22 protein-coding genes are annotated in these 20,745 nt (G+C 65.8%); 8 read left to right on the forward strand and 14 right to left on the reverse strand.

Features of this window, described 5'->3' with window-relative positions; all coding sequences use genetic code 11:
• The first annotated feature begins 296 nt into the window (after positions 1-296).
• Positions 297-1,358 (forward strand): SMP-30/gluconolactonase/LRE family protein, encoded by a 1,062-nt coding sequence (locus MnOB_RS14680; RefSeq protein ID WP_077524965.1) that lies wholly within the window; start codon positions 297-299, stop codon positions 1,356-1,358.
• Between the two features lie 197 nt (positions 1,359-1,555).
• Here MnOB_RS14680 and MnOB_RS14685 read toward each other — a convergent pair whose 3' ends face one another.
• Positions 1,556-2,347 carry a lysophospholipid acyltransferase family protein gene (locus MnOB_RS14685; RefSeq protein WP_077524966.1) on the reverse strand — a complete coding sequence of 264 codons (792 nt, stop codon included), beginning with the start codon at positions 2,345-2,347 and terminating at the stop codon, positions 1,556-1,558.
• A 127-nt stretch (positions 2,348-2,474) separates the two neighbouring features.
• Between MnOB_RS14685 and MnOB_RS14690 the strand changes: the two genes are divergently transcribed.
• The 5 genes from MnOB_RS14690 to MnOB_RS14710 all read left to right on the forward strand — a co-directional run bounded on the left by MnOB_RS14690 (position 2,475) and on the right by MnOB_RS14710 (position 7,466).
• A complete protein-coding gene (locus MnOB_RS14690) occupies positions 2,475-2,939 on the forward strand; it encodes an Lrp/AsnC family transcriptional regulator (protein ID WP_077524967.1) in 465 nt (154 codons plus the stop codon).
• A 217-nt stretch (positions 2,940-3,156) separates the two neighbouring features.
• Positions 3,157-4,332, forward strand: coding sequence for a cystathionine beta-lyase (gene metC / locus MnOB_RS14695; protein ID WP_077524968.1), 1,176 nt, complete (start codon positions 3,157-3,159; stop codon positions 4,330-4,332).
• Positions 4,333-4,438: 106 nt separating this feature from the next.
• Complete coding sequence (locus tag MnOB_RS14700; protein ID WP_077524969.1) at positions 4,439-5,293, forward strand: sulfurtransferase; 855 nt, start codon at positions 4,439-4,441, stop codon at positions 5,291-5,293.
• 244 nt (positions 5,294-5,537) lie between these two features.
• Positions 5,538-6,017, forward strand: coding sequence for a hypothetical protein (locus tag MnOB_RS14705; RefSeq protein ID WP_077524970.1), 480 nt, complete (start codon positions 5,538-5,540; stop codon positions 6,015-6,017).
• Between the two features lie 180 nt (positions 6,018-6,197).
• Positions 6,198-7,466 (forward strand): OmpP1/FadL family transporter, encoded by a 1,269-nt coding sequence (locus MnOB_RS14710; RefSeq protein WP_077524971.1) that lies wholly within the window; start codon positions 6,198-6,200, stop codon positions 7,464-7,466.
• Positions 7,467-7,524: 58 nt separating this feature from the next.
• On the opposite strand, the gene MnOB_RS14715 is transcribed toward MnOB_RS14710, so the two are convergent.
• The 4 genes from MnOB_RS14715 to MnOB_RS14725 all read right to left on the reverse strand — a co-directional run bounded on the left by MnOB_RS14715 (position 7,525) and on the right by MnOB_RS14725 (position 9,920).
• Positions 7,525-8,076, reverse strand: a complete 552-nt coding sequence (locus tag MnOB_RS14715; protein ID WP_077524972.1) for a glutathione peroxidase — start codon at positions 8,074-8,076, stop codon at positions 7,525-7,527.
• Positions 8,077-8,138: 62 nt separating this feature from the next.
• On the reverse strand, positions 8,139-8,261 hold the full coding sequence (locus MnOB_RS29380) for a hypothetical protein (RefSeq protein WP_265093687.1): 123 nt from the start codon (positions 8,259-8,261) through the stop codon (positions 8,139-8,141).
• Complete coding sequence (locus MnOB_RS14720; protein ID WP_077524973.1) at positions 8,258-9,463, reverse strand: MFS transporter; 1,206 nt, start codon at positions 9,461-9,463, stop codon at positions 8,258-8,260. Before MnOB_RS14720 ends, MnOB_RS29380 begins: the two co-directional genes overlap by 4 nt.
• Before the next feature lie 43 nt (positions 9,464-9,506).
• Positions 9,507-9,920, reverse strand: coding sequence for a MarR family winged helix-turn-helix transcriptional regulator (locus tag MnOB_RS14725; RefSeq protein ID WP_077524974.1), 414 nt, complete (start codon positions 9,918-9,920; stop codon positions 9,507-9,509).
• A gap of 160 nt (positions 9,921-10,080) precedes the next feature.
• Between MnOB_RS14725 and MnOB_RS14730 the strand changes: the two genes are divergently transcribed.
• Both MnOB_RS14730 and MnOB_RS14735 read left to right on the forward strand, forming a co-directional pair.
• On the forward strand, positions 10,081-11,901 hold the full coding sequence (locus tag MnOB_RS14730; protein WP_077524975.1) for an acyl-CoA dehydrogenase C-terminal domain-containing protein: 1,821 nt from the start codon (positions 10,081-10,083) through the stop codon (positions 11,899-11,901).
• 86 nt (positions 11,902-11,987) lie between these two features.
• A complete protein-coding gene (locus tag MnOB_RS14735; protein ID WP_077524976.1) occupies positions 11,988-12,356 on the forward strand; it encodes an endonuclease domain-containing protein in 369 nt (122 codons plus the stop codon).
• Positions 12,357-12,474: 118 nt separating this feature from the next.
• On the opposite strand, the gene MnOB_RS14740 is transcribed toward MnOB_RS14735, so the two are convergent.
• From MnOB_RS14740 to MnOB_RS14780, 9 genes are all read right to left on the reverse strand, one after another.
• Positions 12,475-13,206: an adenosylcobinamide-GDP ribazoletransferase gene (locus MnOB_RS14740; protein WP_077524977.1), complete on the reverse strand. Its 732-nt coding sequence runs from the start codon at positions 13,204-13,206 to the stop codon at positions 12,475-12,477.
• Complete coding sequence (locus MnOB_RS14745; RefSeq protein ID WP_077524978.1) at positions 13,203-13,769, reverse strand: histidine phosphatase family protein; 567 nt, start codon at positions 13,767-13,769, stop codon at positions 13,203-13,205. Before MnOB_RS14745 ends, MnOB_RS14740 begins: the two co-directional genes overlap by 4 nt.
• Entirely contained in the window at positions 13,766-14,821 is a 1,056-nt protein-coding gene (gene cobT / locus MnOB_RS14750; protein WP_077524996.1) for a nicotinate-nucleotide--dimethylbenzimidazole phosphoribosyltransferase, read from the reverse strand. The genes MnOB_RS14745 and cobT overlap by 4 nt, the downstream gene beginning before the upstream one ends.
• Positions 14,821-15,342: a bifunctional adenosylcobinamide kinase/adenosylcobinamide-phosphate guanylyltransferase gene (cobU, locus tag MnOB_RS14755; RefSeq protein WP_077524979.1), complete on the reverse strand. Its 522-nt coding sequence runs from the start codon at positions 15,340-15,342 to the stop codon at positions 14,821-14,823. The genes cobT and cobU overlap by 1 nt, the downstream gene beginning before the upstream one ends.
• 87 nt (positions 15,343-15,429) lie before the next feature.
• Positions 15,430-16,887, reverse strand: a complete 1,458-nt coding sequence (locus MnOB_RS14760; protein WP_077524980.1) for a cobyric acid synthase — start codon at positions 16,885-16,887, stop codon at positions 15,430-15,432.
• The gene (gene cobD / locus MnOB_RS14765; RefSeq protein WP_077524981.1) at positions 16,884-17,876 is read right to left on the reverse strand and encodes a threonine-phosphate decarboxylase CobD; all 993 of its coding nucleotides are present in this window, start codon (positions 17,874-17,876) and stop codon (positions 16,884-16,886) included. The genes MnOB_RS14760 and cobD overlap by 4 nt, the downstream gene beginning before the upstream one ends.
• Positions 17,869-18,777, reverse strand: a complete 909-nt coding sequence (gene cbiB / locus MnOB_RS14770; protein ID WP_077524997.1) for an adenosylcobinamide-phosphate synthase CbiB — start codon at positions 18,775-18,777, stop codon at positions 17,869-17,871. The genes cobD and cbiB overlap by 8 nt, the downstream gene beginning before the upstream one ends.
• Positions 18,774-19,424 (reverse strand): 5,6-dimethylbenzimidazole synthase, encoded by a 651-nt coding sequence (gene bluB, locus MnOB_RS14775; protein WP_077524982.1) that lies wholly within the window; start codon positions 19,422-19,424, stop codon positions 18,774-18,776. Before bluB ends, cbiB begins: the two co-directional genes overlap by 4 nt.
• Positions 19,421-20,719: a cobyrinic acid a,c-diamide synthase CobB gene (locus MnOB_RS14780; RefSeq protein WP_077524983.1), complete on the reverse strand. Its 1,299-nt coding sequence runs from the start codon at positions 20,717-20,719 to the stop codon at positions 19,421-19,423. Before MnOB_RS14780 ends, bluB begins: the two co-directional genes overlap by 4 nt.
• Positions 20,720-20,745: the final 26 nt, after the last annotated feature.

Consider the following 20,745-nt stretch of genomic DNA (forward strand, 5'->3'; position numbering starts at 1 on the left):
GCGCGCCCCGGTCAAATGAGCGACTGTTTCTTCGATTTACCAGCGGCAACGCCAATAGCCAACGCCTGGGCCGAGAGGACCAGGGTAGAAACGGCGGAGAAGGCGATGGCAGGCATTTAAAGCTCGGTTGAATGCAGCGAGGGCCAGATACTGCGCAGGCCGCCGTGGCACTGTCAACTGCGGTCTGTCTAATGCGGCAACATTCAGCCCTGGCGCCTGTGGCAGGCGGCTGCTAAAAAAGCCCGCGCAGAAGAACAAGGCTCCGGCCGCCACCTCACCTGAATGGATACAAGAAGATGAAGAAGCTGCTGGGCGTATTCGCCCTGCTGATCGTCGCCCTGACGGTCTATCTCGCCCTGACGCCCTCGCCCATCGACCCGCAGGCCTGGGACGCGCCCAAGGCTCCGGCCATGACCGGCGTACTCGAGCCCAACGACACCCTGATGAAGGCCGAGCTCATCGCCCTGGGGCAAGTCCATGGCCCGGAAGACACCGCCGTAGACGCCCAGGGTCGCCTCTACGCCGGCCTGCATGACGGCCGCATCGTGCGTATCAGCGACAAGGGCGAGGTCGAGACCTTCGCCGAAACCGGCGGCCGCCCGCTGGGCATGGACTTCGACTCCACCGGCAACCTGATCGTCGGCGACGCCTACAAGGGACTGCTGCGCATCGACCCGCAAGGCAAGATCAGCGTCCTGGCCACCGAAGCCGAGGGCGTGCCGTTTCGTTTCACCGACGACCTGGACATCGCCCAGGACGGCCGCATCTACTTCACCGACGCCTCCAGCAAGTTCCAGCAACCGGACTATCTGCTCGACCTGCTCGAAGCCCGCCCCCATGGCCGGCTGATGCGCTACGACCCGGTCACCGGCAAGACCGAGGTACTGCTCAAGGACCTGTACTTCGCCAATGGCGTGGCGCTATCGGCCAACGAGGACTTCGTGCTGGTCAACGAAACCTACCGCTACCGCATCACCCGCTACTGGCTGAGCGGCGAGAAGGCTGGCACCCACGATGTGTTCATCGACAACCTGCCGGGCCTGCCGGACAACATCCAGGGCGATCACCAGGGCAACTTCTGGGTCGCGCTGCCCACCCCGCGCAAGTCCGATGCCGACTTCCTCCACACGCAGCCCTGGTTGAAAGCACAGCTCGCCAAGCTGCCGCGCATGTTCTGGCCCAAGGCGGTGCCCTACGGCTTTGCGATCCAGCTGAACGAGAAGGGGGAAATCGTCCACAGCCTGCACGACACCAGCGGTACTCACCTGCGCATGGTGACGTCGGTCAAGCCGGTGGGGGACTACCTCTACCTGGGCAGCCTGGACAACGACCGGATCGGCAAGCTGAAGATCCGCTGAGGCACGGAACGCTCTCGCTCTTCATGTCCACCGCCCGGCGGCAAGAAGTCGTATCGGGTTCGGAAAGCTAGTGTGGGAGCGAATTCATTCGCGAAGGGGTGCAAGGCATCCCGGCATGCGAGTGGCAGGTCTTCGACCTGCATCGCGAATGAATTCGCTCCCACAAGGCCCACGCTCGAGGTGGGCCGGGGGGTGATTCAGGCCGCCACTTCGCGCGGTTCCACCACCACGGGTTCGCCGGGCTCGTGTCCCAGCAATGTTTCCATTCGCTGGCGGGTATCCGCCATAAGCTCACCAAGGCGCTCCGGGCTGTACTGGCTGGCGTCGATCGGCTCGCCCACATGCACTTCCACCTTCTGCCCGAGGTTCAGGCGGAAGGTGCGGGCCGGCAGCACGCGATGGATACCGCGAATGGACACGGGAATGATCACCGCATCGGTGTCCCGCGCCAGGTGGAAGCAGCCCTTCTTGAACTTCAACAGGCGGCCATCGGCGGAGCGGGTGCCTTCGGGTGCGGCCCAGAGGACGATGCCGCTTTCCATCATGCGCCGGGCGGTCTCCAGGTCGGCCAGGGCCTGGCGGCGGTTGTGCCGGTCGATGGAGGGGAACTCCGCCGCTCGCATGGCCGGGCCGAGGAAGGGAATGCGGAACAGCTCCTTCTTCGCCAGCATGCGGATCGACCCCGGCAGGGCGACGAAGCTGGCCGGGATGTCGTAGTGGCTGGAATGGCTGCAGAGGATCAGGTAGCGGCGACCGTCGTTGAAGTCGGGTATCGCACCGTGCACCGACAGGTCCATGCGTACCAGGCGCAGCAGCAGGCGCGACATGGCGCGGGTGTAACGGTCCACGCAGGCGCGGTCGAGGCGCTTCATCGGCGCGCGCACCAGAACCTTGCAGCAGTAGTAGAGGACCACCGACAAGGTCCCCAGGATCACACCCAGGCGGCGGATCAGCGAGGCGCGTTCACTCAGAATTTGCAGGCTTGGCATCGAGCTCTCCCATCTTTTCCCCGCGCGACTTCATGCGCAGGTGACCTTATGATGCCGATTGTCATCGTTTCGACACACTTGGCCCGCCAGCCTTCTGACCAAACGCTTCCTCCACGGACCCGCCCCCATGGACAAGAAAGACCTGCAGATCGTCGACCTCCTGCAGCAGGACGCCTCCATCTCCCTCGCGGAGCTCGCCGAGGCGGTGAATCTCTCCCCCACGCCCTGCTGGCGTCGCCTGCAGAAGCTGCGTGAGGATGGCGTGATCCGCAAGCAGGTGGCGCTCTGTGATGCCGAACGGCTCGACCTCGGCGTCACGGTCTTCGTCACCATCCGCACCAGCCGTCACAGCGACGACTGGACGCGCCAGTTCATCGAAGGCACCCGCGACATTCCCGAGATCGTCGAGATCTACCGCATGACCGGCGACGTCGACTACCTGCTGAAGATCGTGGTGCCGGACATCAAGGGCTACGACGCCGTGTACAAACGCCTGATCCGCGTCGCCGACCTGTCCGACGTCAGTTCCGGCTTCGCCATGGAAGTGATCAAGCACACCACGGCACTGCCGCTCGGGCACCTGAAGCTGTAAGTCGAAGAATGATTCTTCCAATCGAGCGAATCGCTTGGAAATATTTTTCACCTTGCGACTTTTAAGTAGATTTTATTTCTATAAAACCACCAAAGCTCGCCAATCAAAGCAAAGAAATTCCCCGCCCCCACCCGTAATCTTTTTTCCACTCCAGACGCCGCCATCCCCAGCCAGGCGTCGCATACTTTTCGTTATTCGGAATCAGAGGAAACACCAGGTGGACGACCGCAAGCTGCACCTCGAAACACTCCTGGCCCATGAAGGCCGCGAACGGGGCCGGGTCGGCGGCACCGTGAACACGCCGGTCTACCGCGCCTCCACGCTGCTCTTCCCCACCGTGGAAGCCCTGCATGCACAGAACGGCACTCTCAACACCTACGGCCGACACGGCAACCCCACCACGCGGTCGCTGGAAAGCGCCCTCGCCGAACTGGAAGGCGCCTACGCGGCGATGCTCACCCCCAGCGGCCTGAGCGCCCTCACCACTGCCCTGCTGGCGACCCTCAAGCCCGGCGATCACCTGCTGATGACCGACTCGGTGTACGACCCGACTCGCGCCTTCTGCGACGAAACCCTGAAGCGCTTCGGCATCGAGACCACCTACTACGACCCACTGATCGGCGGCGGTATTGCCGAGCTGATCCGCCCCAACACCCGCGTGGTGTTCCTCGAATCGCCCGGCTCGCTGACCTTCGAAGTGCAGGACGTGCCGGCCATCGCCGAAGTCGCCCACGCCCATGGCGCCCTCGTGATGCTCGACAACACCTGGGGCACCCCGGTGCACTTCGCCTCCTTCAAGCACGGCGTAGATATCTCCATCCACGCCGCCACCAAGTACATCGTCGGCCACTCGGACGTGCTGATGGGCGTGATCATGACCACCGAGGCGCTGTTCCCGCAGGTACGCGGCTTCTACAAGCAGCTCGGCCTGTCGGTCAGTGCAGACGACGCCTACCTCGCCCTGCGCGGCCTGCGTACCCTGTCCACGCGACTGGAACGCCACCAGCGCAATGCGGAGAAGGTCGCGCAGTGGCTGGCCGAGCAGCCAGAAGTGGAACGCATCCTCTACCCGGCCCTGCCCGGTGCCCCCGGCCATGAGCTGTGGAAGCGCGACTTCAGCGGCGCCTGCGGCCTGTTCGGGGTGATGCTCAAGGCCATGCCGGAGCAGGCCGTGCGCGCCATGCTCGACGGCATGAACCTGTTCGGCATGGGCTTCAGCTGGGGCGGCTTCGAAAGCCTGATCCTGCTGACCAATCCCAGCGCCCATCGCAGCGCGACCACGTGGAAGGCCGACGGCCCGCTGATACGCCTGCACATCGGCCTGGAGCACCCGGACGACCTGATCGCCGACCTCGACGCGGGCTTCCAGCGCCTGCGCTCCATCTGCCGTTGACCCCACGGGCGGCGCGGGCTCCGCGCCGCCGCCAATTGCGCGAGACAGCCAGTGCGGGCGTCCTTATGATGCTTGCCACAACAATGGTCACGACAAGGACCCCGCCATGTCGCTCGCACAGCTCATCAGCCCTGCTCAACTCAGCGCCCGCCAGGATGAACCGGGCCTGATCATCCTCGACTGCCGCTTCTCCCTCGACGATCCGGCCTACGGCCAGCGCAGCTATGCCGAGAGCCACATTCCGAAGGCCCGCTTCGCCGACCTGGAACGCGACCTTTCCGGCCCCGTGACCCGAGGCGTGACCGGCCGCCATCCGCTGCCGGACCCGACGACACTGGCCGCCAAACTACGCGACTGGGGAATCACCGCCGACAGCACTATCGTGCTCTACGACGACGGCCCCGGAGCCTTCGCCGCGCGCGCCTGGTGGCTGCTGGCCTGGCTGGGCAAGCGTGATGGTGTATTCCTCCTGGATGGTGGCCTCAAGGCCTGGCGCGATGCCGAACTGCCGTTGACGGCCGTAACACCGACGGTGCAGCCCGGTACCTTCTCCGGTCAGCCGGACGCGAGCCTGCTGGTGGACGCCGACGACCTCCAGCAACGTCTGGGCAATGCGAACCTGACCCTGCTGGATGCCCGCGCACTCCCCCGCTTCAAGGGTGAAGTGGAGCCCATCGACCCGGTGGCCGGCCATATTCCGGGCGCCCAGTGCGCCGCCTTCACCGACAACCTCGGCAGCGACGGTCGCTTCCTCCCGGCCGAGGCCCTCAAGCAGCGTTTCGCCGCCCTGATCGGCGACCGTCCGCTGGATGACCTGGTGGCCTACTGCGGCTCGGGCGTCACTGCCTGCCACAATCTCTTCGCCCTCAGCCTCGCCGGTTACCCCCTGGCACGGCTCTACGCCGGCTCCTGGAGCGAGTGGATCACTCAGCCTTCGCGCCCGCTGGCCACCGGCGAATAAGCCCCCGAATAACCGGCAGGCACGGGACATGGCGCCCTCGCCTGCTGGCTGTTTTTTAATCACAGGCAGCTATATAGACAATAACCAGAAGCCTGAAACAGTTTAAAAACAGTCCTTTACAGCGGGAATATCGCACTAGACTTCAAATCGAGCGGCTAACTCCGCTCCCGGTGGGGCTCTTTCCTAGAACGATGAGAAGCTGCCAAAACGCCCCGGCCCCGCCGGCACCTTTCGCGAGGGCCATATGGGAATTGCCGCCAGCGATCTCCGCCAGCACGTAATACGACCGACGCTGCTCTACCTGCAGCGTCCCTCCTCCACCGCCGAAAGCCTGCTGCTGGGCGCCGCCGCCTGCCAATCCGCCCTCGGCGCCGCCCTGGACTGCGGCACGGGCCGCGGCCTCTATCGCATCAGCGATGAACGCCATCAGCAGCTCTGGGACCAGCATCTCGCCCATGACCCGGAGCTCGCCAGCCAGGTACGCGGGTTGGCTAGCCAGCATGCCTTTCTCACGGCTCCCCACCTGGAATTGATCGTCAACCTGCGCTACGCGACCGCCATCGCCTGGATGCTGGTGGAATCGACCGTTCTGGTACTACCCCCTGCGGATGACCTGATCGGCATGGCCATGATCTGGCGCCAGGTCTTCCAGCCTGACGGCAGTCCCCGCGAGTTCATCGACGCCTGGCAGCGTCATGTCGGCGGGCTTTGCCAAGTCGCCTGATCACTGACCGACCAGTCAGGAACAAGCGTGCCAGGCGATCTGCACGATCGGCGAAAATGCCATCCTTTTGCCTTTTGTTCGACAATCTTACAAGACATATTGCCGCACTTTCCCGAGCTTTCCAGGTCGGGGGATTCCTGTTAGCGTGCCGGCCTTTGCACCACCGATCAGGAGTTCACCGTGATAAGCAGAGTCTTCAAGACCGCCCTCGCCCTGGCCGTCAGCGCCGCTTCCAGCTACAGCCTGGCTGCGGGCTTCGCCCTCAACGAACAAAGCGTCAGCAGCATGGGTACCGCCTTCGCCGGCCGTTCGTCCTCGGCCGACGACGCCACCACCGTGTACGGCAACCCTGCCGGCATGTCGCGCCTGAAGCGCGAGCAGGTCAGTGTCGGCGCCGCCGCCATATTCGCGAAGACCGATATCGACGACGCTCGCGGCACTTTCGGTGGCAGCAACGATGGCGACATGGTTCCCACCGTCGGCGTGCCCATGGGCTATTACGTCAAGCCGATCGATGACAACTGGACCTTCGGCCTCGGCATGTACGTGCCCTTCGGCCTGATCACCGACTACGAGACCGGCTTCGCCGGCCGTTACTACGGCGACAAGAGCGAAGTACGGGTGATCACCCTGCAGCCCACCGTCAGCTACCGCATCAACGACCAGCTGTCCGTCGGCTTCGGCCCCACCATCAACCGCATCGACGGCGAGCTGACCTCTTCCGTGCTCAACCCGCTGTCCCCGGGTCGCAACGATGGCCGCGTGAAGGTCAAGGGCGACGACACCGCGCTGGGCTTCAACGCCGGCATTCTCTTTGAACTGGACCCGCGCACCCGCTTCGGCCTGACCTACCACTCCAAGGTGGACTACAAGCTGAAAGGCGACACCACCGTTTCCGGCAGCGGCCCGGTACTGGCCAGCTCCGCCGGCAAGTACGACGCCTCCCTGGATCTGGAAACCCCGGAATCGGTCGACTTCTCCGTCACCCACGACCTGAACGACGCCTGGACCCTCTATGCCGGCAGCACCTGGACCCGCTGGAGCCGCCTGGAAGAAATCAAGGTGGACAACGAGGGCGTTCGCGGCCTGCTGGCCCCTGCCCTCGGCACCATCGTCGAAGAGCAGGACTGGCGTGACACCTGGTCCTACGCCGTCGGTGCCGCCTACAAGCTGAACCAGCAGTGGACCCTGCGCGCCGGCCTGGCCTACGACCAGTCCCCGGCCCGCAACGAGCACCGCTCGCCGCGCATTCCCACCAACGACCGCAAGATCTTCAGCCTGGGCGCCGCCTGGAGCCCGAACGACGACGTGACCGTCGACGTGGCCTACTCCTACCTGAAGGAAGATGACGCCGACATCAACCAGGTCAGCGCTTCCAAGGGGGCCTACCGCGCCACCTTCCAGAACAGCGCCCACGGCCTGGGTGCGCAGCTGACCTACCGCTTCTAAGCGGGAATCAGAGCCATGAAAAAGCCCGGACTGGTCCGGGCTTTTTCATGCTTGTCGATCAAGGCTGGCTAGCCAGCGCCTGCTCCACCGCCTTCAGCAGGTCCGGGTCGTCGGGCTTGGTCAGGCTGGAGAAATGCGCGATCACCTTGCCCTGCCGGTCCACCACATACTTGTAGAAATTCCAGCGCGGTTTCTGCCCGGACTGGGCGATCAGTTCCTTGTAGAGCGGCGTCGCCTCGTCTCCAGTGACGTGCTGCGGCTGGGTCATGGCGAAGGTCACGCCGTAGTTGACGTAGCAGACCTTGGCGGTTTCCTCGGTGGTGGCGGCTTCCTGCTTGAAATCGTCCGAGGGTACGCCAAGCACTTCCAGGCCCTGATCCTTGTAGCGTTTATAGAGGGCTTCCAGCCCCTTGAACTGCGGAGCGAAGCCGCAGTGGCTGGCAGTGTTGACGATCACCATCGGCTTGCCGGCGAAGCGCTGACACAGGTCGATGGTGTTCTTCGAACGAAGTTGCGGCAGCTCGTGCTGCAGCAGTGAAGGGCACTCGGCAGCCATGACCTGGCTGCCGAACAAGGCAAGCGACAGGAAGAGGAAGGGCGAGGCTTTCATGGCGGACTCCGGCACAGGTCGTGTGATCCGCTTACGCTACTGCGAGCCTCCTCGCCGATCAATCAGCAAAGGCTCATCCCCAGCTGCATCAGCGCCAGCCCGCCCTGTTGCCAGCCCCACCAACCCAAGGCCAGCAGCAGGCTGAACAGCAGGGCGCCAAGCGCCCAGACCAGGCGCAGGCTCATGCGGCTCCGGCGGGCTGGAGCCGCGCCACCGGCTGCTCGCGAACCGGCCAGTTCAGCACGGCGGCCAGCAGGCTGAGGAAGATGGATATCTGCCATACCAGTTCGTAACTGCCCGTGTGGTCATAGAGGTAGCCCCCCAGCCAACCGCCGAGGAAGGCGCCGAGCTGGTGGAACAGGAAGACGATACCACCGAGCATCGACAGGTTGCGCACGCCAAACAGGGTCGCGACGGTGCCGTTGGTCAGGGGAACGGTGGACAGCCACAACAGCCCCATGGCCATGCCGAAGGCATAGGCGCTCCAGACGCTCAGCGGCGAATAGAGGAAGGCCACGATCACCACCCCGCGCAGCAGGTAGAGCCCGGTGAGCAGCTTCGGCTTGGCATGACGGCCGCCGAGCCAACCGGCGATATAGGTACCGAACACGTTGAACAGCCCCACCAGCGCCAGCACCGTAGTGCCCACCGAAGCCGGCAGGTGCTGGTCCACCAGGTAGGCCGGCAAGTGCACGCCGATGAACACCACCTGGAAGCCGCAGACGAAGAAGCCCAGGGCCAATAGCCAGAAACCGCTATGCGACGTCGCCTCGCGCAGGGCTTCGCCCAGGCTCTGCTCATGGGCCTGGGGCGGCGGCGGATTGTCCTTGAGCAGCCCTACCAGCGGCACTATCAGCGCCACCAGCAGACCCAGCGCCAGCAGCGCGGACGACCAGCCAAGCCAGCCGATCAATCCGAGGGTGCCGGGCAGCATGGCGAACTGGCCGAACGAGCCGGCAGCAGCGGCGATACCCATCGCCATGCTGCGCTTCTCCATCGGCACGGCACGCCCCACTACACCGAGGATCACCGAGAACGAGGTGCCTGACAGGCCGATACCAATGAGCAGGCCAGCACTGAACGACAGCGACAGGGCCGAATCGGAGAATCCCATCAGCACCAGGCCGACGGCGTAAAGCACGCCTCCGACGATCACCGTCTTGGCTGCGCCGAAACGGTCGGCCAGCGCACCCGTGAAGGGCTGCGCCAGACCCCAGATCAGGTTCTGCAGGGCGATGGCGAAGGCGAATACCTCCCGCCCCCAGCCGAACTCGCTGCTCATCGGCGCCAGGAACAGGCCAAAGCCATGTCGAATGCCCAGGGATAGCGCCAGGATCAGCGACGCCCCCAGAAGTACCCAGCCACTCGTACGCCATACCGATGTCATAAAAAGTCCTTTACGGGTACATACCCGCTTTTCAGCGAAATATTCAGGCGATGTGTTCCAGATCGTCCAGCAGCGCCATCAGCGCCGCCCGCTTCTCCAGTCCTATTCGTTGCCCCAGCTGCACCTGCACCTGCTCCCAGGCCCGCAGCGCCTCATCGAGGCTGGCCTGGCCGGCAGCGGTCAGCGAAACCAGTCGATTGCGCTGGTCCTCGCCACCCTCCAACTGCACCAGGCCCTTGCCTTCGAGCACCTTGAGATTGCGCCCCAACGTACTGCGATCCAGCCCCAGGGCATCCGCCAGGCTGGTGATGCTGGGCTGATCCAGCCGCGCCAGATTCTTCAACAGCGAATACTGGGCGACGTTCACCCCGACGCCCTCAAGGGCATCGTCGTAGAGCCGGGTCACGCTTCGCGTGGCGCGGCGCAGCTTGGTACAGAGGCATTGGGTCGGCAACATGGGTTACGTGTATATACCCGCACCTGCCTGAGCGTCAATCGGAACCTCCTTTTCGACGCCAGTGATTGTCCCAACTGCCAGAGGCTGCCGTTGCCGCTGCCAAGGCCCTCGTGCTGCGCGCCCCGTATAAACCGGGCCATCAACGCACGCCGAGGTCACCATGCCCAGCTACAAAGCCCCGCTACGCGACACGCGTTTCCTGCTCAACGAAGTCTTCGACTTTCCCGCCCACTATCGCGCCCTGGCCAATGGCGGCGACGCGACGCCGGACATGGTCGACGCCATCCTCGGCGAATGCGCGCGGCTTTGCGAAGAAGTGATCGCCCCGCTCTATCACAGCGGCGACGAGGAAGGCTGCCACCTGGAAAACGGCGAGGTGCGCACGCCCAAGGGCTTCAAGGAAGCCTACGACGCCTATGTCGCCGGTGGCTGGCAAGGCCTGTCGCATCCGGTGGAGTATGGCGGCCAGGGCCTGCCCATGAGCCTGGGTGCGCTTAAACAGGAAATGCTCGGCACCGCCAACTGGCCCTTCTCCATGTATCCGGGCCTCTCCCTCGGCGCCATGAACACCCTGATGCAGCACGGCACAGAAGAACAGAAAAGAACCTACCTGGTCCCCCTCACGGAAGGCCGCTGGGGCGGCACCATGTGCCTGACCGAGCCCCAGTGCGGCACCGACCTGGGCCAGGTGAAGACCCGCGCCGAGGCGAATCCCGACGGCAGCTACGCCCTGACCGGCACCAAGATCTTCATCTCCTCGGGCGAGCACGACCTCACCGAGAACATCGTGCACATCGTCCTCGCCCGCCTGCCGGACGCACCCAAGGGCACGCGCGGTATCTCCCTGTTCATCGTGCCCAAGTTCCTCCCCGGCACGGATGGCGGCCTCGGCGAACGCAACGGGGTGAGCTGCGGGGCGCTCGAAAAGAAAATGGGCATCAAGGCTTCCAGCACCTGCGTGATGAACTTCGACGGTGCCACTGGCTTTCTCATCGGCCCTTCGAACAAAGGTCTCGAGTGCATGTTCACCTTCATGAACAGCGCCCGCATCGGCACCGCCATCCAGGGCGTCGCCACTGCCGAACTGGCGTATCAGGGCGCCCTCGCCTACGCCCGCGAACGCCGCTCGATGCGCGCCCTGTCCGGCACCAAGGAGCCCGATGCCGTCGCCGACCCGCTGATGGTCCATGGCGACGTGCGGCGCATGTTGCTGACCCAGAAAGCTGTAGCCGAAGGCGGTCGCGCGCTGGTCTACCTCGCCACCCAGTACGCCGACCGCATGATCGAAGGCATCCTGCACAAGGACGAGCACCAGTATGCTCACTGGGACGACAAACTCGGCTTCCTGACACCGATCCTCAAGGGCTGCCTGACCGAACTGGGCCTGGAAAGCGCCAATCTCGGCATGCAGGTATTCGGCGGCCACGGCTACATCCGCGAGCACGGCATGGAACAGATCGTCCGCGACGCCCGCATCGCCACCCTCTACGAAGGCACCACCGGCATCCAGGCACTCGACCTGCTGGGACGCAAGGTACTGCTGATGACCCAGGGCAAGGCCGTGCGTGACTTCACCGGCAAACTCGCCCGCTTCGCCATCGAACTGCTGAAGACGGAACCGGCCATGCGCGGCCGCGCGCTGGTGCTGCTGAAACTCGCCGCACAATGGAACTGGCTGACCCTGCGCATCGCCCTGCGCGCCCGCAAAGATCGCGACCTGGTCAGCACCGCCAGCCACGACTTCCTGATGTACTCCGGCTACGCCGCCCTCGCGTATTCCTGGGCCCTGCAGGAGCGCGCGGCCCGCGTGCGACTGCGCGAAGGCGGTTCGGAATCCGCCGAGTTCTACCGCGCAAAACTGGCCACCAGCGACTTCTACTTCGCCCGCCTGCTACCTCGCGCCAAGGGGCACGTGGCAGCAATGCTGAAGCCGACAGCGTCGGTGATGGGTCTGGCGGGGGAGCATTTTGTGTTTGAGTAGATCGGGGTAATCGCGGGGGGCTTTCGGACGGTTCCGAGTCCCGTTGCGGGGAAGATCAGGTCTTTCCATTCACGGAGGAAAGACCCATGGAAAAGCTCGCGTTCGCTCGCAGCTTAAGGGCGGGACAGACCGATGCTGAGCAGTGGCTTTGGCGGCATTTGCGCGCGAAACGGTTGCTTGGCCTGAAGTTCCGACGACAGAAGCCCCTTGGTCCGTACATCGTCGATTTCATCTGCCAGGAGCGGATGCTGGTGATTGAGGTGGACGGCGGGCAGCATCTGGAAAGCGAATCCGATGAATCGCGAGATACCTGGTTGGTCAGGCGGGGATTCCGGGTTCTGCGGTTCTGGAACCATCAAGTGCTGCTGGAAACTGAAGCGGTGCTCGAAGCCATCCGATTGGCTGCGGAGGAAGCATTTCCCTGCAATTCCCTCTCCCCCAGCCCCTCTCCCTGAAGGGCGAGGGGAGCTAGTCCGTGCCGTAGCGGCGCTCGGAGCTGCCAGCCTGCTCTGTCCTTTCAGGCGCGAGTCACCCCTCTCCTCTTCAGGGAGAGGGGCCGGGGGAGAGGGTAGATCAGGCAAACAACGCCACACCCACCAACACCCCCACCTCCACCAACTCCACCAGCGCCCCCGCCGTATCCCCGGTCGTCCCACCCAGCCGCTGCATGAACCGCCCACGCAACCAGCCGAACAGCACCAGCGCCGCCACCAGCGCGATCCACGCCGCCCAGCCCAGCAACAGCATCACCACCGCCTGCCCACCCAACCACACGGGCAATTCCCGCCGCGGCAGATGTTCGGCAATCGCCTGCCCCAAACCGCCAGGACGCACGTAGGGGGTGGTGAGAAACAGCAGCGGCAGCATCCCGCGCGCCAGCCAGGGCGCCAGCAGCAGGGGCAGCAAATGTCCGGCGTCCAACAGCGTTACTAGCGCGGCGAACTTCAGTAGCAGCACCACCACCAGCACCACGACGGCGATGGGACCGCTGCGCGGGTCCTTCATGATCGTCAGGGTGCGTTCGCGGTCGCCGTAGCCACCTACCCAGGCATCGGCCGTGTCCGCCAGCCCGTCCAGATGCAGGCCGCCCGACAAGCCGACCCAGAGCGCCAGCAACAGGGCGGCCGACAACAGCGGCGGATGCCCGTCCAGCAGCCAGGCGCCCCCCAGCAGCAGTGCGCCGATCAACAGGCCGACCAGGGGATACCAGAGCAACGAGCGGCCGATCTGCTCTGGCTCGGGCATGCCCGGCAGGCGTACCGGCAGGCGGGTGAGAAATTGCAGGGCGATCAGCAAGGGCGTCATGGCCGCTCCCGCAGGCCGTGTTCGTCGAAGGTCAGGCGGAACAGCTCACCATGGGCCACTTCCACCTGCATCAAGCCGGTGCGCGGAAGATGGCGGGCGCGGGCCACCAGGATTCGGATCACGCCACCGTGGGTGACCAGCAGCACCCGCTTTCCGGCGAAGCGCTCCAGCAGGCGCTCACCCGCAGCCAGCACCCGTGCTTCGAAGTCCAGCAACGTCTCGCCGTCCGGCGGGGTGAAGCTGTAGGGATCGTTCCAGAACTGGCCGAGGCCTTCGGCGTGATTCTCCATCAACTCGGCCGCGCTGCGGCCTTCCCACTGGCCAAAGTGCAGTTCGCGCAGATCGGCGTCGAAATGCAGAGGCAGGCCAAGTCGCTGCTCCAGTTCGCGAGCGAACGCGGCGCAACGCTGCAGGGGCGAACTCACCAGCACATCCCAGGGCCCGGCGCCGACGATACCCGCGCGCATCTGCGACCAACCGGTATCGGTCAAGGCGTCGTCGAGGCTGCCGCGAAAGCCGCCGCCGCGTTCGGTTTCACCATGCCGCAGGAGGTCGAGCTTCATTCCGGCCGGTCCGAAACCGACGCTTCGGCGAAGGTCGCCATGCCGCCATGGAGTTCGCAGGCCAGGCGCAACAGCGGCAGTGCAATGGCGGCACCGCTGCCCTCACCCAGGCGCAGGCCCAGGTCCAGCAGCGGTTGCGCTTCCAGCGCCTCGAGCACGGCAACGTGGCCCGGCTCGGCGGAGCGATGGGAGAACAGCAGCCACTCGCGGCACGCGGGATTCAGGCGCACGGCACAAAGCGCCGCCACGCTGCATATGAAACCGTCCACCAGCGCCGGCAGGCCCAATTGAGCACAGGCCAGGTAGGCGCCAGTCAGCGCCGCCACTTCGAAACCACCCAGGCGGCGCAGGGTTTCCTGCGGGCTGTCGCAGCCATCGCGATGCAACGCCAGGGCGTGCTCGATGACCTGAATCTTGTGGGCCACACCCTTGCCGTCGAGGCCGGTACCGGGGCCAGCCAGCGCAGTGGCCGGCAGCCCCAACAGGGCGCAGGCCAGGGCGCTGGCAGTGGTGGTGTTGCCGATGCCCATTTCCCCGCCGACATAGAGATCGGCGCCAGCGCCCAGGGCGCGCTCGACACTCGAACGGCCGGCTTGCAGGGCGATCAGGCACTGGGCGGAGGTCATCGCCGGTTCACGGGCGAAGTTCGCCGTGCCGGCCCCGACATGCAGGTGCAGTACGCCCGGCAGCGGTTCGAGCGGGAGCGCAGTACCCAGGTCTACGACTTCCAGGGTTGCGCCGAGGCTCTTTGCCAGCACGCTGATGGCCGCCCCGCCACGGACGAAGTTCCGCAGCATCTCGCCGGTCACTGCCTGTGGATAGGCGGACACGCCCTCCTCCACCACGCCATGGTCACCGGCGAACACCGCGAACCAGGGGCGATCGATGCACGGCCGCTCACGCCCCTGCTGGGCGGCAAGGGTGATGGCCAGGTCTTCCAACTGGCCGAGGGCACCACGGGGCTTGGTCAACTGGTCCTGGCGGGCATGTGCCTTGGTGCGGGCGATGGGATCGAGGGGCTGGCAAGGGGCCTGCCACCAGTGCAACGGAATCATAGGGAATCTCCCTTGAGGATCATGGGCAGCCCGGCGACGGTGAAGATCACCCGTTCGCTGCGTTCGGCCAGGGCCTGATGGAGCCAGCCGGCCTCGTCGACATAGCGACGGGTCAGCTCCCCCAGGGGCACGACGCCCAGGCCGGTTTCATTGCTCACCAGCAGGACGCGGCCAGGCAGCTCGGCGATGCAAGCGAGCAGCGCTTCGCGTTCTTCGTCCAGTCGCGCCGGGTCGTCCAGCATCAGCAGATTGGTCAGCCAGAGGGTCAGGCAGTCCACCAGCAGGCAGGTATCGGCGGCAGCGTTCTCGCGCAGTACGCGGGCGAGTGCCAGCGGTTCTTCCACCAGGCCCCAATGTTCCGGGCGGCGGGCACGGTGATGGGCGACGCGAGCGCTCATCTCTCCGTCCAGTGGCTGGCTGGTGGCGATGTAGATGACCTTGAGGCCACTTTCAGCGGCGAGCTTCTCCGCCAACCGACTCTTGCCGGAGCGGGCACCGCCGAGGATGAGTTCAGGCATCGGTAAACCTCCTGAGTCGTAAGACACGTCTGTAGGAGCCAGCTTGCTGGCGAAGGGTGGTGCGAAGGTTCGCCAGCAAGCTGGCTCCTACAGGGAAAGCCCACACAGTAACTGCAGCCTCCGCGTATCCAGGTGCTGTTCCACCTGGTCGGCCAGACGCTCGATATCGCGCTCACGCAGTGCGTTGTAGTCCACCGCCTGGACAGCGGCGAGACCGGCCCAGCGAAGTATGGCGGCACTGGCGGCGGAGGATTCGAACAGACCGTGCAGGTAGGTGCCCATGACCTGACCGTCGGCACTGCGGGCACCATCGGTGCGACCGCCGTCCAGCAGGACCATGGGCGTTTCGAGGCCAATTCCGCTGGTGACGCCGGCGTGAATTTCGTAACCGCTCACCGCCGCATCTTCCTGCAGCAGGTGGCCGGCGACATTGCGCAGTTGCTTCTCCGGCTCCAGCACCGTGTCGATATCCAGCAGCCCAAGGCCGGCGCTCTCCCCTGCCGGCCCTTCCAGGCCGTGGGGGTCGGCGATGGTGCTGCCGAGCATCTGGAAGCCGCCACAGATTCCAAGCACCTTGCCGCCGTAGCGCAGATGACGTTGCAGCGCCTGGTCCCAGCCGTGCTCGCGCAGCCGTGCGAGGTCGGCACGCACGCTCTTCGAGCCGGGCAGGATGATCAGGTCCGCTGGTGGAATGGGCTGACCAGGACCGACGAAGGTGAGCTGTACCTGTGGGTGCAGCCGTAGCGGATCGAAGTCCGTGTGGTTGCTGATGCGCGGCAGCACCGGCACCGCCACTCGCAGCACATCGCCCGTCTTGGCGGACTGACGCTGGTCGATGGCGTCTTCGGCTTCCAGGTGGAAGTCGGTGAGATAAGGCAGCACGCCGAGCACTGGCTTGCCGGTGCGCTGTTCCAGCCAGTCGAGACCCGGCTCGAGCAGGGCGATATCGCCCCGAAAACGGTTGATGACGAAGCCCTTCACCCGTGCCTGTTCGCTTTCCGACAGCAGCGCCAGGGTGCCCACCAGATGGGCAAACACGCCACCGCGATCGATGTCGGCCACCAGGATCACCGGGCAGTCCACAGCCTCGGCGAACCCCATGTTGGCGATGTCGTTGGCGCGCAGGTTGATCTCGGCCGGGGAGCCGGCCCCCTCGACCATCACCACGGAATACTGGCCAAGCAGGCGCTGATGGGACTCCAGCACCGCCGCCATCGCGACCTTCTTGTAGTCGTGATAGGCGACGGCATTCATGCTGGTGACGGCGCGACCGTGGATGATCACCTGGGCGCCGATATCGGTATTGGGCTTGAGCAGCACCGGGTTCATGTCGGTATGCGGCGCCAATCCGCAAGCCTGGGCCTGCACGGCCTGTGCACGACCGATTTCGCCACCGTCGGCGGTCACCGCGCTGTTCAACGCCATGTTCTGCGGCTTGAAGGGCACGACTGCAACGCCCTGGCGCTTGAGCCAGCGGCACAGGGCCGTCACCAGGGTGCTCTTGCCGGCATCGGAGGTGGTGCCCTGCACCATCAGGGTGGTCATGGGCGCTCCTTGGAAAAGTCGATCAGGGCCCGGCCCAGGCGCGCCCAGCCGGCTTCGTCCGGCGGAAGGCCGAAACGCAGGCTGGGTGGCGAGGTGAACAACCGGGTAAGGATGCCGCGAGCGGCGAGGAATTCGTGCAGGACCTGAGCGTCGTCGCGGACCAGACGCTGGAACAGGGCGGTGCCGCCCGAGGGAGGCAGGCCGCAATCACCCAGCAGGGCGTCCAGGCGCTGGCCATCGCGCAACAGGGATTGCCGCTGGGCCAACTGCCCCACTTCATCCTGCAACAGAGCCTTGGCCAGGGCCCGAGCTGGGCCGCTGACCGCCCAGGGGCCGAGCCACTCGTTGAGCCGATGCAGCAGCGAAGCTTCGGCCAGGACGAAACCCAGGCGGATCCCCGCCAGGCCGAAGAATTTGCCGAAGGAACGCAGCACCACCAACCCCGGCAAAGGGCAATGGCTCGCCAGGCTGTGTTGCGGCGTGCAGTCCATGAAGGCTTCGTCCACCAACAGCCAGCCGCCCCGCTCGGCAAGGCGCGCGCGCCAGTCCAGCAGGGTTTGCGGCGTCAGTTCCTGGCCGGTGGGATTGTTCGGGTTGACCACCAGCAGCACGTCGAAACGCTCCAGCTCGCGCTCCGCGGTCTGCGTATCGAGCTCTTCCAGCTCGTGACCTTCGCGGCGCCAGGCATGGGCGTGCTCGGCGTAGCAAGGTGAAATCACTCCGACCCGGCTGCGCTCGCGGAGGCGTGGCAAGGCCTGGATCGCCGCCTGGGAACCGGCCACTGGCAGCAGCGACTGGCAGCCGTAATAGCGCCGGGCTGCGTCCTCCAGGCCGTCATCCAGTTCGGGAAGGCGCGCCCAGGCCGCAGCCGGAATGGCCGGCAGCTCCCAGCCGTAAGGTGCGATGCCGGTAGAAAGGTCGAGCCAGTCGGCCTCGGCAATGCCGTAGCGCCGCGCCGCTGCGCGCAGCCGTCCGCCATGTTCAAGCAAGGAGCCAGCCTCCAATGATCAGCACCACCAGCCAGAGCATCACGCCCTGGCGCACCAGGTCCATGGCGCGGCGGATATCCTCGGCGCGGGCCTGTGGACCTTCACCCAGCACCGGGCGCTCATGCAGTTCGCCGTGATATACCGCCGGTCCACCCAGGGCCACGCCCAAGGCACCGGCGCCGGCAGCCATTACCGGACCGGCGTTGGGGCTGTCCCAGCGGGGTGCCTGTCGGCGCCAGCAGCGCAAGGCCAGCGCGGTCTTGCCGAGCAGTGCATAGGTCAGAGCCACCAGCCGCGCCGGGATGTAATTGAGCACGTCGTCGATGCGGGCCGCCGCCCAGCCGAAGCGTTCGAAACGTTCGTTGCGGTAGCCCCACATGGCGTCCAGGGTGTTGGACAGGCGATAGAGCACCACCCCCGGCGCACCGGCGACCGCAAACCAGAACAGCGCAGCGAACACGGCATCGCTGCCGTTCTCCAGCACCGACTCGGTGGCGGCGCGGGCTACGGCAGGCTCGTCCAGCTCACGGGTTTCGCGACTGACCATGTAACCCACGCGCTTGCGCGCTTCCGGCAGGTCGCTGGCCTGCAGTGCACTGGCCACCGGCTCGGCATGTTCGTTGAGGCTGCGCAGGCCAATGGCGGCATACAGGGCGATCACGCCCACCAGCCACCCCACATAGGGCAGTTCCGCGAGCAGCCAGGCGCCGAAGGTAAGCGGCATCACCGCCAGCACCCAGGCCGTGACGCCGTGGCTGCGCCAACCCCGTCCACTGGGATTGAAACGGCGCTCCAGACGATTGGCGAACTTGCCGAAGGCCACCAGCGGGTGCCAGCCCTTCGGTTCACCGAACAGGGCATCCAGCGCAACGGCGCCGAGGGTCAGGAATCCGAGGCTCACGGGCGCAGCCCCCACTGATTCTCGAATACCAGTTCGGTCAATGGCCGCGGCTCGGCCCAGCCCTCCAGCGCGAGCATGGGGGCCGGATAGAACGCGTTCACCGGGCCCAGGCAGAGCACCGCAACAGGCTTGCTGCCCTCCGGCATGTCCAGCAGCTCCGCCAGGGCGGCCGGATCGAACAACGACACCCAGCCCATTCCCAGACCTTCGGCACGGGCCGCCAGCCAGAGGTTCTGGATGGCGCAGGAAAGCGAGGCGAGGTCCATTTCCGGCAAGGTGCGGCGGCCGAACACATGGGCTTCGCGACCCTCCATCAGCGCCGCCACCAGCAGCTCGGCGCAGTCGCGGATGCCTTCTACCTTGAGTCGCATGAATTCATCCGAGCGCTCACCCAGGGCCTCGGCGGTGCGTACCCGCTCCGCTTCCACCAGGGCATGGACGCGCTCGCGCAGCTCGCCCGAGCTGATGCGGATGAATCGCCAGGGCTGCATCAGGCCGACGCTGGGGGCCTGATGGGCCGCCTCCAGCAAACGCGACAGCAACTGGGGCGCCACTTCGCCGCCGCTGAAGTGGCGCATATCGCGACGCTCGGCGATGGCGCGATAGACCGCCGCGCGTTCCTCCGGGCTGAAGGCGTGATCGCTCATGGTCGGAACAGCTCCGCCGCCGCCCGAGGGTTGGACGGCAGGTAGAAGTGAATGTAGGAGGCAGTCAGCCTTGCGCAGCGGAATACGGCTTCGGCCACCGGTTTGTCGTTCGGGCAGAGGCCGCGAACCAGCGGCTCCTCGGTGGAATCCAGCAGCGAGTGATGGAAGGTGTGCCCACGCAGGCTGCCTTCCGGTAACGGCGCTTCTTGCAGCGCCAGGGCTGCCAGGCGCTTCTGCATGGTGGCGCGGCCGGGCAGCAGGCCAACCAGTTCGGCGCTCTCGCCGCTCGCATCGGTCAGGGCGTCGAGCAGGTAAAGCATGCCGCCGCACTCGGCGAGGATCGGCTTACCGGCCCTGTGGTGCGCGCGGATGGCGTCGGCCATGGCACGATTCCCCTCCAGCTGACGCAAGTGCAGCTCGGGATAGCCGCCCGGCAGGTAGAGGCTGTCCACCTCAGGCAGGCACTCATCGGCCAGCGGCGAGAAGTACACCAGTTCCGCACCCAGCCGCTGCAGCAGGTCGAGGTTGGCCTGATAGATGAAGGCGAACGAGGTATCCCGTGCGACGCCGATGCGTACTCCCGCCAATTCGTTGCCCAGCGACTGCGGCTCGGGCGCGGCGAAACTCACGGCTGGCGGCAGCGCCACCTCTGCGCTGGCGGCCAGGGCATCGGCGGCGGCGTCGAGGCGTGCATCCAGATCGGCCAGTTCATCGGCCTGCACCAGCCCCAGGTGGCGGCTCGGCAGCTCCACATCGGCGTTGCGCGGCAGGGCGCCGTACCAGCGAATCCAGTCCGGCAGGCTGTCGCGGATCAGGTCACTGTGGCGCTGGCTGCCGACACGATTGCCGAGCACGCCGGCAAAGGGCAGGTCCGGCTGGTAAGTGGCCAGGCCCACCGCCAGGGCACCAAAGGTCTGCGCCATGGCGGCGCCATTGATCACGCCGAGCACCGGCACGCCAAAGTGGCGCGCCAGGTCGGCGGCGGACGGCGAGCCGTCGAACAGGCCCATCACGCCCTCGATGAGGATCAGGTCGGCCTCGCCGGCCGCTTCCCAGAGCAGGCGGCGACTTTCCGCCTCGCCCACCATCCACAGGTCCAGCTGGTAAACCGGTGCGCCGGACGCGCGGGCGAGGATCATCGGGTCGAGAAAGTCCGGTCCGCACTTGAACACCCGCACGCGCTTGCCTTGGCGGGCGTGCAGGCGGGCCAGGGCGGCAGTGACGGTGGTCTTGCCCTGGCCGGAGGCGGGGGCAGCGATCAGCAGAGCGGGACAGCTTCTGGCGAAGTCAGGCATGAGTGGCCCTCTCCCCGGCCCTCTCC

Source organism: Metapseudomonas resinovorans, from assembly GCF_002003485.1.
In the GTDB taxonomy this organism is placed as follows: domain Bacteria; phylum Pseudomonadota; class Gammaproteobacteria; order Pseudomonadales; family Pseudomonadaceae; genus Metapseudomonas; species Metapseudomonas resinovorans_D.